This is a genomic window from Rhodospirillales bacterium RIFCSPLOWO2_02_FULL_58_16 (assembly GCA_001830425.1).
Classification (GTDB): domain Bacteria; phylum Pseudomonadota; class Alphaproteobacteria; order Rhodospirillales; family 2-02-FULL-58-16; genus 2-02-FULL-58-16.
The window spans coordinates 22,052-36,071 of the sequence record MIAA01000030.1; the positions used below are offsets into that span (position 1 = coordinate 22,052).

The window sequence follows — 14,020 nt, forward strand, 5'->3', positions numbered from 1 at the left end:
GCCGACGCCGAGAATCCGTCCGCCGAAGGCGATAACGCGGCCCCGCCCGTCGGTAATGGGAAACATGACCCGCCCGCGAAAGCGGTCGTAAAGGGAGCGGCTTGCGTCATCGGGCCTTATCAGCAAGCCTCCCGCTTCCATCATCTCCTCGGAGACTCCCTCGCCGGCCAACGCCCCTTTAAGCGATCCCTTGGCATCGAGGGCGAAGCCGATGCGGAAACGCTTGATGGCGGCGTCATCAATGCCGCGACGGGCAAGGTAGTCGAGGGCCGCCTTGCCTTCCGGCTTTTGCAGGATTTTCTCGAAATGGACGGCGGCGGCTTCCATCGCCTGCAAAATGGTCTGCTGCTTGCGCGAGCGTTCCTGCTCCTCCGGGGAATCGACGGGAATCTCCATGCCGGCGTCGGCGGCCAGCCGCTCCACCGCCTCGGGGAAGGACAGGCTGTCCGTATTCATCACGAAGTCGATGGCGCCGCCATGAGCGCCGCAGCCGAAACAATGATAAAAACCTTTCTCCTCGTTGACCGTGAAGGACGGCGTTTTTTCCTTATGGAAGGGGCACAGCCCCGAATGTTCGCGGCCTTTCCTGATCAGCCTGACGCGACGGGCAACGACATCGGCAAGGCCGGTGCGGGCGCGCAATTCATCGAGAAACTGAGGCGAGAACGCCATCGGCGCTTGTTCCAAAGCAGTGCTGAAAATCAGACCCGCATACTAATCCGGCAAGACGACGGATGAAAGGCCGGGATAACTTTCAGTAATAACCTCCCCCGACCCCTCCTTGGTAAGGAGGGGAGAAAAGTTCCTCCCCTTACCAAGGGAGGTCAGGAGGGGTTAAACTTTCAGGAATCTTGACGCAAAGAGCCAACCGGCGCTACCCTGTCGTTCATGGCGGCAATTACTTTCGATACCCTGAAGTTTGTAGAACGGCTGAAGGCGGCGGGCATTTCCGATTCCCACGCCAAGGCTGAGGCTGAGGCGTTAGCCGGAGCCTTCTCCGAGGCCCTGGAAACCCAGCTTGCAACCAAATCCGACATCTTTCGCCTGGAGCGCGAATTGCTGGTGCTCAAGTGGATGGGCGGAGCTACCTTTGGGGGCGTTATCGCCCTCCTTCTCAAAGCCTTCAACTAAGCGCCCGACGGTCCATCCGCTAACATATCCTCGGCAGTTGCTCGCCGGTCAACCAGTCGATGACGCGGTTGCCCCCGAAAACCGTCTTCATGATGACGAAGTTGTTTTGGTCGTCCTCGGTCACCTCGCCGATAATCGCCGCGTCGCGGCCCAGCGGATGGGACTGCATGGCGGCGAGCAAGGCGGCGGCGGCGCCGGGGGCGCAGATCGCCGCCAGTTTGCCCTCATTGGCGACGTTCAAGGGGTCGATCCCCAGCAGCTCGCAGGCCCCCCTGACCGCCGGCTTGACCGGAACGGCGGTCTCGCGGAGCATCATGCCGACGTTGGACTGACGGGCCAGTTCGTTCAAAGTCGCCGCCAACCCGCCGCGAGTCGGATCGCGCAGGCAATGAATATCCGGCGTTGCCGCCAGCATGTCGGCGACCAGTCCGTGCAGGGCGGCGCTGTCGGAAATGATCTCGGTCTCGAAGCTGAGGCCTCGGCGCAAAGACAATACGGCGACGCCGTGATCGCCGATCGAGCCGCTGATCAGCACCACATCGCCGGGACGCGCCCGGTCGCCGGAGATATTCACTCCGTCGGGGACGACGCCGATGCCGGCGGTAGTGACAAACACTCCGTCGCCCTTGCCCCTCTCGACGACCTTGGTGTCGCCGGTAGCCACCGGAACGCCGGCCTCCCTGGAGGCCGCCGCCATGCTGTCGGCGATCCGCTTCAGGTCGGCCAGCAACAACCCCTCCTCAAGGATGAATGACGCCGTAAGGCAAAGCGGACGGGCGCCGCCCATGGCGACGTCGTTGATCGTGCCGTGAACGGCCAGGCTGCCGATATCGCCGCCGGGAAAGAACATCGGCGAGATCACATAGCCGTCGGTGCTTACCACCAGGCGACCCGGCGGCGGAACGAAAACGGCCTGATCGTTGCGCTGGTTCAAAAGATCGTTGTCGAAGGTGGAGACGAACAGTTCCTCGATAAGCCGATTCATCGCCCTCCCGCCCGCGCCGTGGATCATCTCCACCCTGCCGTGTTTCAGGTCAAGTTTCATAGTGCGTCCTTTGCGCCGCGAAATCTGCCGTAGGTCCAATAAGCCGCGCAGGCGCCCTCGGCGGAAACCATGCAGGCCCCCATCGGACTTTCCGGGGTGCAGGCGGCGCCGAACAGCCTGCAATCCGCCGGACGTTTCCGTCCGCGCAGGATGGCGCCGCATTGGCAGGCTTTGTGATCGACGCCCGGCGCCGTCACCACCGCGAAACGTCGCTCGGCGTCCCACTCGGCGTATTCGGCGCGGATCGCCAGCGCGCTGTTCGGCGTCATCCCCAGTCCCCGCCATTCAAATTCCGGGCGCACCTCGAATACTTCGTTGATAATCTCCTGGGCCTTGGCGTTGCCGTCGTGGCCGACGGCGCGGCTGTATTCATTCTCTACCTCTGATCGCCCCTCATTCACCTGACGGATAAGCATCAATATAGCCTGTAACACGTCAAGGGGTTCAAATCCGGCGATGACCACCGGCTTGCCGCCGTCCCCGGCGAAGGGTTCATAGGCGCGAACGCCGATCACCGTGCTGACGTGGGCCGGGCCGACAAAGCCGTCCAGCGCCAGGCCTTCGGGGTCGTCCATAATGGCCCGCATCGCCGCCGGAGTCAGGACATGATTGCAAAACACCGAGAAGTTATCGAGTCCGCGACGTTTCGCTTCCAGGATGGCGAAAGCCGTCGGCGGCGTGGTGGTCTCAAAGCCGATGGCGAAAAAGACAACCTGACGCTGCGGGTTATCGACGGCTGCCTGCAAGGCGTCCAGCGTCGAATAGACCATGCGGAGGTCGCCGCCTTCCGCCTTGGCGGCGAGCAGGGTTTTGCGCCCGGAGCCGGGAACCCGCATCATGTCGGCGTAGGTGCAAAGAATTACATCCGGCTTGCCGGCCAGCATTATGGCGTTATCAACGGCGCTCGCCGGAAGCACGCAGACCGGACAGCCGGGGCCGTGGATCATCCGCACTTCCTTCGGCAATAAATCCTCGATGCCGTAGCGGGCGATGGCGTGGGTGTGACCGCCGCAAAACTCCATGAAACGATACGGACGTCCCGGCTCCGCCTCGGCGGCGATGGCCGAGGCCAGATTACGGGCCAAGTCGCCGTCACGGAATTCCTCAATGTATTTCATTCCTGCGCCTCTGCCATTTCGGCGAACAGCGCCAGGGTGCGCTCCGCCTCTTCGGGGTCCAGCCGGGACAGCGCGAAACCGGCGTGCATGATCACATAATCGCCGACCTTTACGCCGTCCACCAGCGCCAGCGAGACCTCCTTGGCGGCGCCGTTCAACTCGATGCGGGCCATGCCGTCCGCAAGCAGGTTGGTGACCAGAACGGGAAAGGCTAGGCACACGGCTTGCCGTCCCTTTCAACCGTCAAGGCGGCGACCCAGGCCTGACCAAGGCTGATGCACTCATCGCCCGGCGGCAACGCCTTGTGGGTGAGTACGCGAATGCCCCGGCTTTCCAGGGCCGGAACCAGCAGCCCGGTCAGAACCTTGTTGAGGAAACAGCCTCCCGACAGTCCTACGACATCGACGCCGGTCTGCTCCGCCCATCGGCCCAGCGCCGCCGCCAGGGTGCCGTGAAACAGATCGGCGCCGCGCTCCGGCGCACAGTCGGCAAGCGCCCCCAGCAGCGGCGTCATATCCAGCACTCCGTTGGTGATTTTCCAGCCGTCGGCCATGACTTCCGGCTTGGTAACCAGCGCTTCCAGCTCCATCGGGGCCTGCCCCTCGAAATCGGCGACCGGACAAACGCCGAGCAGGCCGCAGGCGGCGTCAAACAGGCGGCCGCAGCTTGACGTGCGCGGACAATTAACATCCTTGTCCAACATCACGGCCAGCGGCCCGGCCTGCGGATAAGCGGCGAAGCGGGAGGCAATCTCGTCGCCCCGTCCGAGAACATGCAGCGCCGCCGCCCCCATGCGCCACGGTTCGCGGGCCGCCGCGTCGCCGCCCGGTTGCGGCAGAGTCGCCATGTGGCCGATGCGTTCACAATCCGCCCCCTCGACCAGCAGCAGTTCGCCGCCCCAGGCCTCTCCTTCAGGGCTTAGCCCGAAACCGTCAAGGGCGAGGCCGATCATCAGCTCCTCGTAGCCGTGCTCGGCGGCCAGCGCGGCGATATGGGCGTGGTGGTGCTGCACGGCGATCAGGGGCAGGTCCAGTTCCTCGGCGTAATGCGTGGAGTAAAAGTCGGGATGAAGATCATGAGCGGCGGCGCGTAACTCGACCCCGGACAACAGGCGTTCCGCCGTCTCCCGGTAGCGCAAGATCGCCTCCGGCGTCCCCAGGTCGCCGGCGGGCCGGGAAATCGTTGCCGTCGTCCCCTCGATCAGCGTTATCGTGGCCTTGAGGAACGGCCCTAGGCCGACCACCGACGGCAGCGGTCGGGGCAACCGGACAATCCCGTCATTCGATTTGTTTGTTGCGGACAGATTCAAGACGTTTCCTTACTTTACCGCTTGCCGCTCGGCCTTAACCCAGGCGAACCAGTCTTCCAGGCCCTCGCCGGTCTTGGCCGAAAGCTGCAATGCAGTCAAGTCGGGAACCATCCGCCGAGCATATCCGACGCACCGTTTTATGTCGAAATCAACATGAGGCAGCAGGTCGATCTTGCTGATGATCATCAGGTCGGCGGCGGCGAACATGCCGGGATACTTGAGCGGCTTGTCGTCCCCCTCGGTGACCGAAAGGATAACTGCCCTGCGGGCTTCGCCAAGATCGAAAGCGGCGGGGCAGACCAGATTGCCGACGTTCTCGATGAACAACACCGCGCCATGAGCCAAGTCAAGGTCTTCGGCGGCATGGCCGACCATATGGGCGTCCAGATGGCAGCCCTTGCCGGTATTGACCTGAACCGCCGGAACGCCGGTCTCGCGGATACGTTCGGCGTCCAGATCGGTCTGCTGATCGCCCTCGATAACGGCGACCGGAAAGCATTGCTTCAACTCGACGGCGGTGCGGACCAGCAGGGTGGTTTTACCGGAACCGGGCGAGGACATCAGGTTGAGGGCCAGCACCCCTCTCTCGGCAAAGCGCGTCCTGTTGCGAACGGCGTGCTTGTCGTTGTGAGACAGAACATCCTGGCCGATGCGAACAATGCGGCTTTGTTCGCCGCAGCCGCAGACTTCGCACATCACTCCACCTCAAGCTCTTTCAGGCGCAATTCGGCGCCCACCACCACTTGCAGCCTATGGCCGCCGATGCCCTAACGCACGGCGCGTTGACCGGAACAAGCACTGTTTTATGAAACACAGAGGCTCAGAGACACAGAGGAGGATAGAGAGAAAAAAGAAAAAGCAGGAAAAAACTTCGCTTAATCTTCTCTGCGCCTCTATGCCTCTGTGGTAAAAACACACAGGCTGATAACTCCCCCTTAAACAAGGGGGAGGATTTTTCAGAGTCATTTTTTACGTCCACCGGCATCACTCCACCTCCAGCTCTTTCAGGCGCAATTCCGCGCCCTCGACTACCTGTAACCTGTGGCCGCCGCAATCCGGGCAGCCGTCGATCAGCCGCCTGAGCGCCACCTGCCTGTCGCACCGCATACATAAAGCAAGTCCCGGCACATGGACAATCTCCAGCGCCGCGCCTTTTGCCGACGTGCCGCCGACGGCGGCCTCAAAGCAAAAGCGCAGGGCGTCCGGCTCGGCGTGGGATAACTCGCCGACATCCAGCCGAACCGTTATTACCCGACGGAAGTTCTCGACCTTCGCCTGTTCCTCAATGAGGCGGAACACGCCTTCGATAAGCGACATCTCATGCATGATCCAGTTCGCCCTTGATCAGCGCCGCCGTCTCGGTTACGGCCTTTTCCACCTCCGGCGACATCGGCGAGCCGAGATTAAAGTTCGCCCCCTCGATTCCGTAAACGATAAGCCGTTTGGGGAGACGTCCCAGGAGACGCGCCGTCTCGACCGCCTCGGCGACCCCGAACAGATGGGACGAATAACGAAAGAAGCGCTTGGGGATTTCACTTTCAGCGGCGTCAAAGCGATGCACGACGCCGGGCGGAGCGCCGGAAACGGCGGCGTCGATAATGATTGCGCCGTCGCAGCCCTTCCACGATTCCATCAGCTCGGCGCCGTCGCCGTCCTGGGCTTCGGCGTCGATGCCCATTTCGCGCAACCGCTCCGCCACCGCCGCCCCCGCCCCGTCGTCGCCGCGCCAGGCATTGCCGATGCCGATAATTTTATCAGTCACGCTTGATCGTCAACTTCAGAAAATGAGTAGCGCAGGAGATGCAGGGATCGTAATTGCGGATCGCCTGTTCACAACGCCATTTCAACTTGTCGTCCGATAGACTCATGTTACGCTCGACGATGCCGCGAAGGTCGGCCTCGATCTGTTTCTGGTTCTGGGCCGTCGGCGGGACAATGCGCGCATCCAGAATGCGCCCGTCGTCGCCGAGCCGGTAACGATGGTAGCAAATACCGCGCGGCGCCTCGGTGCAGCCGTGCCCCTCCCCGCGACCGGGCGTTACCTCAACGCATGAAGAATCCGGCTCCTCATAGCTTTCGGCGATGCGCAGCGCCTCCTCGCAGGCGTAGATGACCTCGATCATGCGCACCAGAATGCTTTGAAAGGGATTGGTGCAGACGGCCCCCAGGCCGACCGCCTTGGCCGTCTTTTTCGCCAGCGAGGATAGTTGCTTGTAGTTGTTGTTATAGCGGGCCAGCGGCCCGACCAGATAAGCCGCGCCGTCGCGCATCATGCCGTGAAGGGCGTTGGAGTGCCTGACATGCTCCTCGTCGAAATGTTCGAGAAAGCCGCGCACCGGAATATCAAGCCCGCGATTGCTGATGATGTCGCCTTCATGGATGGCGTATTCATCAGGATGATGGAGCGAGACGAAGGTGTAATCATGGTTATAGTCGGGAAAGTCGAAGCCGCCGAAGGCCAGGACCAGTTCACGGGAGGCTTTGACGCCCCATTCCAGTTCGCCGGCCAGACCGCGCACCGCCGCCTTGGCCGGCGCCTTGTAGAAGCCGCCGACCTTCAGGTTTACCGGATGAATGGCCCGCCCGCCGATCACTTCCAGAATAGTATTGCCCAGTTTCTTGAGGCGAAGCGCCTTTTCAACCAGCGCCGGGTCGGCGGCGGCGATCTGCAAGGCGTCATCCAACCCCAGGAAGTCGGGCGCGTGCAGCATGGCGGCGTGCAGCACATGGCTTTCGATCCACTCGCCGCAATAGATCATGCGGCGCAGGTCGCGCAGCGGCCCGCTCACCGTCACGCCGAGGGCGTCTTCCATGGCCTGACTTGCGCCCATAATGTAGGCGATGGGGCAGATGCCGCAAATGCGGGCCGTGATGTCGGGAGCCTCGGAATAGGCGCGGCCGCGAAGGAAGGCCTCAAAGAAGCGGGGCGGCTCGAAAATGCGAAACTTGATGTTCTTTATGACGCCGTCCTTGATGTGCAGGTCCAACGCCCCCTCGCCCTCGACGCGGGCCAAAGCATCTACCTTGATCGTGCGGCTTTTACTTTTAGTCATGGGCTTCGCTCTCCTTGCGGAAAGGCTCGGCGTAGGCCGTATAGCTTCTGAACAGGTCGCGCACCTGTTTGCGGTCGGCGCCGAGTTCTCCCAAACGTTCAGCCAGCGCGGCGGCGTTGGGGGTCTCCTTGGGGCCGAAGCAGCCGTAACAGCCGCGAGCGCAGGTCGGGCAGACATTGCCGCAACCGGCCTGGGTGACGGGGCCGAGGCAAGGCTCGCCCTTGGCCACCATAACGCAGACCGCGCCCGCCAGCTTGCATTCGATACATTGGCTGTGAGCGGGCGTGTCGGGCCGCCGTCCGACCAGCAACGAGCCGATCACTTCGAGAAGCTGCGCCTTGTTGATCGGGCAGCCCCTGAGTTCCATATCGACCGCCACATGATCCTCTATCGGCGTCGATTTACCCAAGGTCTTGATGTATTCGGGATGGGCGTAAACGGCGCGGGTGAATTCCTCGACATCGGCGAAGTTGCGCAGCGCCTGAATGCCGCCGGCGGTGGCGCAGGCGCCGATGGTGATCAGCAGTTTGGACTGACGGCGCACCTTCTGGATGCGTACTTGCTCCTCGGGAGTGGTGATCGAGCCTTCGACCAGCGAAATGTCATACGGACCCTTGACCCGGGATCGAGTGGCTTCGAGGAAATAGGCGATCTCCACCGCCCCGGCGATGCTCAACAATTCATTCTCGCAGTCAATCAGGCTTAATTGGCAGCCGTCACAAGACGAAAACTTCCATACCGCGAGTTTGGGTCTCTTGACCATGCTCACAACTCCCTGATTTTTAACAAGGCCTCGATCTTGCCGTAGGGAAAGACAGGCCCGTCCCTGCACACAAAATATCCGCCGAACTGACAATGGCCGCAAAAGCCGACGGCGCACTTCATGTTGCGCTCCATGGAAACATAAATGGAGTCTTTGGAAACTCCCGACCCGTCAAGTTCGGCAATGGCGAACCGCATCATGATCTCCGGTCCGCAGACGAGGACCGTCGCCCGGCCACGGTCAAAATCGGCCCTCGGTATGAGCTTGGTGACGGCGCCGACATTGCCGGACCAGTCGTTGCTTGTGCGGTCAACGGTGACTTCGACTTGGGTATCGAACCGCCCCCGCCATTTCATGAGTTCCGGCATGAACATGATGTCACGCGGGGTGCGGGCGCCGTAAAGAATTACAAAGCGACCGTACTTGCTGCGGTCGGTGAGGACATGATGGATGGCCGGGCGGAGCGGCGCGAGGCCGACGCCGCCGGCGATGATGACCACGTCGTCGCCCTCGGCCTCTTTGACCGGCCAGGCGCTGCCGAAGGGGCCGCGCACCCCGATCACATCGCCCTTGTTCAGCCCGGCCATGGCGTTGGTCACTCCGCCGACGTTGCGGATGGTGTGAACCAGCCTGTCGGCGTTTGCCGGATCGCCGCTGATGCTGATGGGAACCTCGCCGACGCCGAAGACGTACAGCATATTGAACTGGCCGGGACGAAAGTTTTGGCCGCCGCCGGCATTGATTGACGCCAGTTCAAGAGTAAAGGAATCGGCCTGTTCCCTGCGTTTTTCGAGAACGCGGTAGGGCGTCGGCGTCATCGGATCGTTTTGACGGGCTTCTCTCATGACTTGCCGTAGATGTCGATCATTTGCAAACGGGTCGCGTTCAGTCTCTTGCCCATGACCGGGATGAACTGACTGTAAAGGTCAAAGCCCAGCGTATGATTTTTCTTTATCTTTTTGCGCAGGCATTTGGCTTCCAGGCTGATCAGCCGGGTGGGCTTGACGGCGCGAGCGTCATAGGACCACTTGTAGGGGGACACAATCCACGACCAGCCGAAAATATCGCCGGTGTGCAGGGTCTCCAGGATGATGGGGTTCTTGCCCGGCATATGCAGTTCCAGCGCCACGGCGCCGTCGCGGATCAGGTAGAACTTGTCAGCCGGGTCGCCCTCGCGAATAATGCAGGCGTCGGCGTCGAAGCGTTCGTTTTTCGCGCAGCCGCTGAGAATCCTGCACGATTCCTTCGCCATATTCCTGAAGAAATGATGCTCTCTCATCAGCTTGTCGAAACCCTCGATCTTGACCATATTACGTTTTCCTCCCGTTCTTTCCGAAGTTTCGTATTTCCTCGGTAATGTCGATGCCGACCGGGCACCAAGTGATGCACCGCCCGCAACCGACGCAGCCCGACGTACCGAATTGATCGCGCCAGTGAGCGAGCTTGTGGGTCATCCACTGGCGGAAGCGGGCGCCGCCGCTGCGGCGAAGACTGCCGCCGTGGATGTAGCTGAAATCCATGGTGAAGCAGGAATCCCAGCGCCGCCGACGCTCCGCCGTCCTGCCGTCGAGGCTGGTTAAGTCGCTCACCGTGGAGCAAAAACAGGTGGGACAAACCATGGTGCAGTTGCCGCAGGACAGGCAACGCTCGGCGATCTTGTCCCAATACGGGCTTGCCAGATTGCCGAGCATGATCTCGCGGGCGTTGCCCGGCATCTTGCGTTCCATGGCCGCAGCGGCCTTGGCGACAGCCTTGGCGGCCGCCCTGCGGTCGGCCTCGGCGGCAGGGCGGGAAGACAGTTTGCCGATAACCAGTTCGCCGCGTTTTGATCCGGCCTCGACCAGAAAATCATGACGACCGCCGTCGGTAAGTTCGGTCAGTACGATGTCGTATCCCTTCTCGGCCTTCGGCCCGGCCCCCATGGAGACGCAAAAGCAGGTAGCGCCGGCCCGCCGACAATTCACCGCGACGATAAAAGTCTTTTCGCGGCGCGACCGATAGGCGGGGTCGGCGTAAGCGCCGTCGGCAAACACCCGGTCCTGAATTTCCATGGCGCGCAGTTCGCAGGCCCGGACTCCGATAAAGGCCTGACGGGGGACGGCGGCCCCAGGCTCCATAACGAAGCCGTCCTTATCGAGCGTAGCTTTCCACAGCCGCTGCGACGGCGGAAAAAGATAGCGTTTCCAGGATTGCGGCCCAAGGGTGAAATCGAAGAATCCGGCCCGGTTCTTCTTTTTCAGGCGATAGGCGCCGGGCTGCTGGCGGTCGATGACGCCGAGGGGAAGATCGGCGGCGCCGCTTACCGGCTCATAGACTACGGCGCCGTCCTTGACCCGAGGGCCGATGACCGGATAGCCGCCCCTGTTGAGATTGCTGATAAGGTCTCCGAGAACCTCGGCGGCGATCACGGTTGCATTTGCCCCGTTGTTGTTTTTAACCACTTTGGACCTCATCAGGAAGCCGCGCCGACGAGTATAATCCGATCCATGATCAAGCGGCAAAAAAAATAAGGCGCCAAAGTTTCCGTCGCTGCGGCAACGCCGCACAATCAATCCCCCTCTTTAATAAAGGGAGAGTTAAAGGGCATCGAAGAGGGAATTATCGGCCTGTGTGTTTTGATCACAGAGGCACAGAGGCGCAGAGAAGATTAAGCGAAGTTCCTCCTGCTTTTTTTCTCTATCCTCCTCAATGCAGACTGTTATCAAGGAATGATCGGGTTTCCTCTATCGCTTCGGCCAGACCGAGGCGCCGGATTTCCACGCCTTCCGGAAAAGCGCCGGCCATCCTTGAAGGCAGTCCCCCGTCCAGCATGACGAAAACCCCGCGATCATCGCCGCGCCTGAGCAGCCGCCCGTAAGCCTGCTTGAGCTTCAGCCTGGTCAGCATCTCATCGAAACGCCGTCCGTTGCCGAAAGCCTCGCGGCGAGCCTTGTGCAGAATATCGGGCCGGGGCCACGGCACGCGATCAAAGACGATCAGACGCAGCGAGCGGCCCGGCACATCGACGCCGTCGCGCACCGCGTCGGTGCCGAGCAGACACGAATCGGCCTCGGCGCGGAAGATGTCGATCAGGGCGCCGGTATCCATGGCGTCCACATGCTGGCTCAACAGTTCCAGCCCCGCCGCCTCCAGCGCCGGCGCAATGCGCTTGTATACTTCTTTCAGGCGGTTGATGGCGGTGAACAGCCCCAAGGCCCCGCCGCCGGCGGCGAGGAAAAGCTCCCGGTAGGCGGCGGACACCGCCGCCGGATCGGTGCGCAAAACGTCGCCTACCACCAGCACCCGCGTCTGTTCCTTATAGTCAAACGGCGAAGGCACAACGCTGAGAACCGGTGGCGAGGCCAGATGAGCGGCGCCGGTGCGGGCCAGCGCACAGGCCCAGTCGATATCCTCGTCGCCGGTGCCGTCGCGCAGCGTCGCCGATGTCACCAGCAGGCCCTGCGCCGGCTTGGCTACCGTCTCGGCGAAGGGAATGGTCGGGTCCAGCCAGTGGCGATGCAGGCCGATATCAACGTCGCGCCCCGCTATGCGCTCGACGCCGAACCAATCGACAAATTCGGGCGGAGCGGCTTTGCCGATAGCGCCGAGCATGGCTCGCCATGCCTCGACATAGACCAAGGCGCGGCGCTCAAGTCCCCGGCGCACCGCCTCGACGCGCAGCCTGGACGCGGTATCCAGCTCGGCGGCCTTTGTGTCGAGAATGCCGCCCAGCGCCTTGCCCAGCACGTTCAGCGGCCCGGACATGCGGATCAGCGCCTCTTCGAGAGCCTGCGCCGCCTCGGTCATTCCGGGAACCGGCGAGGCGGTCGCGGTCTCAAGACTGTAGGCGGATTTAGTTTCAGAATGACGGGCATAAACCTGTTGACGCACCAGGAACAGAAAGGTTTCAGCCGGGCCTCGCGGCTCGCCTCCGGCCAAACGCCGGCGCCAATCGGGAGCGGGCAGAGCGCGGGCGGCGCGCAGCGCCTCGGCCAAGGCCGAACTTGCCGCCTCGTCGCCCTCCACCAGATCGCCGATGCGCGCCTTAAGTCCGCGTGAGCGTGAGCGCATTCCGTCCTCGGCGCCTAATATCCAGCGCCTCAACTCGGCGGCCTCGTTGCCGGTGAGGTGGAGCGAAAAAGCGCCGTCGGCGGCGCCGAAAATATGATGACCTTCGTCAAAGACATAGCGGACGGGAAGAGAATCTTCCCCGCCGGCGCCCAGCGCCGCCTGGATCATCACCAGTGCGTGGTTAGCGACGACGATGCGGGCGTTGCGGGCGCGACGGATAGAGCGCTCGACGAAACACCGGCGGTAATGGGAACAGGCCGAATAAACGCATTCGCCCCTGGTGTCGGTGAGGTCCAGCGTCAGTTCCCGCCCCAGCAACCCGGCCAGCCACGCCGGGAAGTCGCCTCCCGCCATGTCGCCGTCGCGGCCGGCCGAAACCCACCGCGCCACCAGCCCCAGCGCCGTCGTTTCATTGCCGTTAAGCATCAGGTTGCCGCCGCCGGCAAAACGGTTCACCGCTTCCTCGAAATTCAGCAGACAGAAATAGTTCTCCCGGCCTTTGCGGATGACCACGTTACGGGCCTTTTCGGCGGCGTCCGGATAGAGCCGGTCCAACTCGCCGTCCAACTGGCGCTGAAGGTTGCGGGTGAATGTGCTGATCCACACGCAGCCCTTGTTGGTTTCGGCCCACACGCCGGCCGGAGCGATATAGCCCAGCGTCTTGCCGACGCCGGTGCCGGCCTCGGCCAGCACCAGACACGGCTCCCCCTCGCGGTCACGGGGCGCGAAGGCGTGGGTAACCGCCCCGGCGTAATCGGCCTGCTGGGGGCGTTCCTCCGCATCGGAGCCGAGAAGTTGCTTAAGCCGTTTGCGCGCTTCTTCCGGCTTTACCGGTTCGTTGCCGGGGGGTGGCGGCGGTCCCGTCTCGCTCCACTCCTCAAGCCGATTCCATACGGCGAGGCCGGTCATCGCCGTGCGTGAGGGAGGAAGGGCGGCGCCCCCTAACGCCTCCAGCACCATCGGCCCCCACGGCCAGACGGGGGTCATGGCGAAGGCGATGGGCAAGGCCTCGCCCCGCGCCTTGTCGGTAAGGTCGGATAATTCATCAAGCAACGCCTCGGCGGCGGCGAACAGAGAGGCGGCCTCTTTTTCCGGCGTTCCCGGTATCGGCAGCCCCAACGCCTGGGCCAGACCCCGCGCCGTCGGAAGGCAAAACCGCGCCGGACGGACGAAGGCAAACAACTCCAGTAAATCGAGAGCAGGGAATTTTTTAATGTTGAGCCGTCTGGCGACGGCGACGGAATGGCAAACCAGCACCGGCAGGCCCTTGCCCAGGCGCTGCGCCGCCGCGCCGTGGGACAACTCTTCCACCTCGCCGTCTTCCGTCAGCCACAACGCGCCGCGCACCCCGGCGACCAGCGCGGCGGGACGGAAATTTTTCTCGGAAGCGGTAGTCTGCCGGCTCATGGCGGCAGTATAGACACGCCTTGGCGTCCCGCCAGCCCTTACTGCCGATGCCGATCTTCAATCGGCGCGTTGACTGAAAGAAGCACCGTTTTATGGACCACAGAGGCACTGAGACACAGAGGAAGATAGAGAGAGAAAAAAGGC

The 14,020-nt window shown here is 62.4% G+C and carries 14 protein-coding genes and 1 pseudogene (1 of these 15 only partly in view); 1 reads left to right on the plus strand and 14 read right to left on the minus strand.

What is annotated here, in order from left to right:
- Positions 1 to 672 (minus strand): annotated as a pseudogene (locus tag A3H92_11640) (hypothetical protein) (it extends 123 nt beyond the left edge of the window).
- Between the two features lie 216 nt (positions 673 to 888).
- Here A3H92_11640 and A3H92_11645 point away from each other — a divergent pair.
- Positions 889 to 1,131: a DUF1640 domain-containing protein gene (locus tag A3H92_11645; protein ID OHC74624.1), complete on the plus strand. Its 243-nt coding sequence runs from the start codon at positions 889 to 891 to the stop codon at positions 1,129 to 1,131.
- A 19-nt stretch (positions 1,132 to 1,150) separates the two neighbouring features.
- On the opposite strand, the gene A3H92_11650 is transcribed toward A3H92_11645, so the two are convergent.
- The 13 genes from A3H92_11650 to A3H92_11710 all read right to left on the minus strand — a co-directional run bounded on the left by A3H92_11650 (position 1,151) and on the right by A3H92_11710 (position 13,876).
- On the minus strand, positions 1,151 to 2,176 hold the full coding sequence (locus tag A3H92_11650; GenBank protein ID OHC74625.1) for a hydrogenase expression/formation protein HypE: 1,026 nt from the start codon (positions 2,174 to 2,176) through the stop codon (positions 1,151 to 1,153).
- Entirely contained in the window at positions 2,173 to 3,294 is a 1,122-nt protein-coding gene (locus tag A3H92_11655; GenBank protein OHC74626.1) for a hydrogenase formation protein HypD, read from the minus strand. The genes A3H92_11650 and A3H92_11655 overlap by 4 nt, the downstream gene beginning before the upstream one ends.
- Positions 3,291 to 3,515, minus strand: a complete 225-nt coding sequence (locus A3H92_11660; GenBank protein OHC74627.1) for a hydrogenase assembly protein HupF — start codon at positions 3,513 to 3,515, stop codon at positions 3,291 to 3,293. Before A3H92_11660 ends, A3H92_11655 begins: the two co-directional genes overlap by 4 nt.
- Positions 3,506 to 4,567, minus strand: a complete 1,062-nt coding sequence (locus A3H92_11665) for a hydrogenase maturation protein HypF (protein OHC74637.1) — start codon at positions 4,565 to 4,567, stop codon at positions 3,506 to 3,508. The genes A3H92_11660 and A3H92_11665 overlap by 10 nt, the downstream gene beginning before the upstream one ends.
- A gap of 45 nt (positions 4,568 to 4,612) precedes the next feature.
- Complete coding sequence (locus A3H92_11670; GenBank protein ID OHC74628.1) at positions 4,613 to 5,299, minus strand: hydrogenase accessory protein HypB; 687 nt, start codon at positions 5,297 to 5,299, stop codon at positions 4,613 to 4,615.
- Between the two features lie 288 nt (positions 5,300 to 5,587).
- A complete protein-coding gene (locus A3H92_11675) occupies positions 5,588 to 5,920 on the minus strand; it encodes a hydrogenase maturation nickel metallochaperone HypA (protein ID OHC74638.1) in 333 nt (110 codons plus the stop codon).
- Position 5,921: 1 nt separating this feature from the next.
- Positions 5,922 to 6,365 (minus strand): hypothetical protein, encoded by a 444-nt coding sequence (locus A3H92_11680; GenBank protein ID OHC74629.1) that lies wholly within the window; start codon positions 6,363 to 6,365, stop codon positions 5,922 to 5,924.
- Complete coding sequence (locus tag A3H92_11685; GenBank protein OHC74630.1) at positions 6,358 to 7,656, minus strand: dehydrogenase; 1,299 nt, start codon at positions 7,654 to 7,656, stop codon at positions 6,358 to 6,360. Before A3H92_11685 ends, A3H92_11680 begins: the two co-directional genes overlap by 8 nt.
- Positions 7,649 to 8,419, minus strand: coding sequence for an oxidoreductase (locus A3H92_11690; protein OHC74631.1), 771 nt, complete (start codon positions 8,417 to 8,419; stop codon positions 7,649 to 7,651). The genes A3H92_11685 and A3H92_11690 overlap by 8 nt, the downstream gene beginning before the upstream one ends.
- 2 nt (positions 8,420 to 8,421) lie before the next feature.
- Complete coding sequence (locus A3H92_11695) at positions 8,422 to 9,264, minus strand: Ni/Fe hydrogenase subunit gamma (GenBank protein ID OHC74632.1); 843 nt, start codon at positions 9,262 to 9,264, stop codon at positions 8,422 to 8,424.
- Positions 9,261 to 9,719 (minus strand): Crp/Fnr family transcriptional regulator, encoded by a 459-nt coding sequence (locus tag A3H92_11700; GenBank protein ID OHC74639.1) that lies wholly within the window; start codon positions 9,717 to 9,719, stop codon positions 9,261 to 9,263. The genes A3H92_11695 and A3H92_11700 overlap by 4 nt, the downstream gene beginning before the upstream one ends.
- 10 nt (positions 9,720 to 9,729) lie before the next feature.
- Positions 9,730 to 10,872 (minus strand): sulfite reductase subunit A, encoded by a 1,143-nt coding sequence (locus A3H92_11705; protein OHC74640.1) that lies wholly within the window; start codon positions 10,870 to 10,872, stop codon positions 9,730 to 9,732.
- 232 nt (positions 10,873 to 11,104) lie between these two features.
- A complete protein-coding gene (locus tag A3H92_11710; protein OHC74633.1) occupies positions 11,105 to 13,876 on the minus strand; it encodes a helicase in 2,772 nt (923 codons plus the stop codon).
- Between the last annotated feature and the right edge of the window lie 144 nt (positions 13,877 to 14,020).

What these genes read in the sequence shown, in the direction of transcription:
- A3H92_11645 (OHC74624.1), top strand. Translation starts at nt 889, where the DNA reads ATGGCGGCAATTACTTTCGATACCCTGAAGTTTGTAGAACGGCTGAAG.
- A3H92_11650 (OHC74625.1), bottom strand. Translation starts at nt 2,176, where the DNA reads ATGAAACTTGACCTGAAACACGGCAGGGTGGAGATGATCCACGGCGCG.
- A3H92_11655 (OHC74626.1), bottom strand. Translation starts at nt 3,294, where the DNA reads ATGAAATACATTGAGGAATTCCGTGACGGCGACTTGGCCCGTAATCTG.
- A3H92_11670 (OHC74628.1), bottom strand. Translation starts at nt 5,299, where the DNA reads ATGTGCGAAGTCTGCGGCTGCGGCGAACAAAGCCGCATTGTTCGCATC.
- A3H92_11675 (OHC74638.1), bottom strand. Translation starts at nt 5,920, where the DNA reads ATGTCGCTTATCGAAGGCGTGTTCCGCCTCATTGAGGAACAGGCGAAG.
- A3H92_11685 (OHC74630.1), bottom strand. Translation starts at nt 7,656, where the DNA reads ATGACTAAAAGTAAAAGCCGCACGATCAAGGTAGATGCTTTGGCCCGC.
- A3H92_11690 (OHC74631.1), bottom strand. Translation starts at nt 8,419, where the DNA reads ATGGTCAAGAGACCCAAACTCGCGGTATGGAAGTTTTCGTCTTGTGAC.
- A3H92_11695 (OHC74632.1), bottom strand. Translation starts at nt 9,264, where the DNA reads ATGAGAGAAGCCCGTCAAAACGATCCGATGACGCCGACGCCCTACCGC.
- A3H92_11705 (OHC74640.1), bottom strand. Translation starts at nt 10,872, where the DNA reads ATGAGGTCCAAAGTGGTTAAAAACAACAACGGGGCAAATGCAACCGTG.
- A3H92_11710 (OHC74633.1), bottom strand. Translation starts at nt 13,876, where the DNA reads ATGAGCCGGCAGACTACCGCTTCCGAGAAAAATTTCCGTCCCGCCGCG.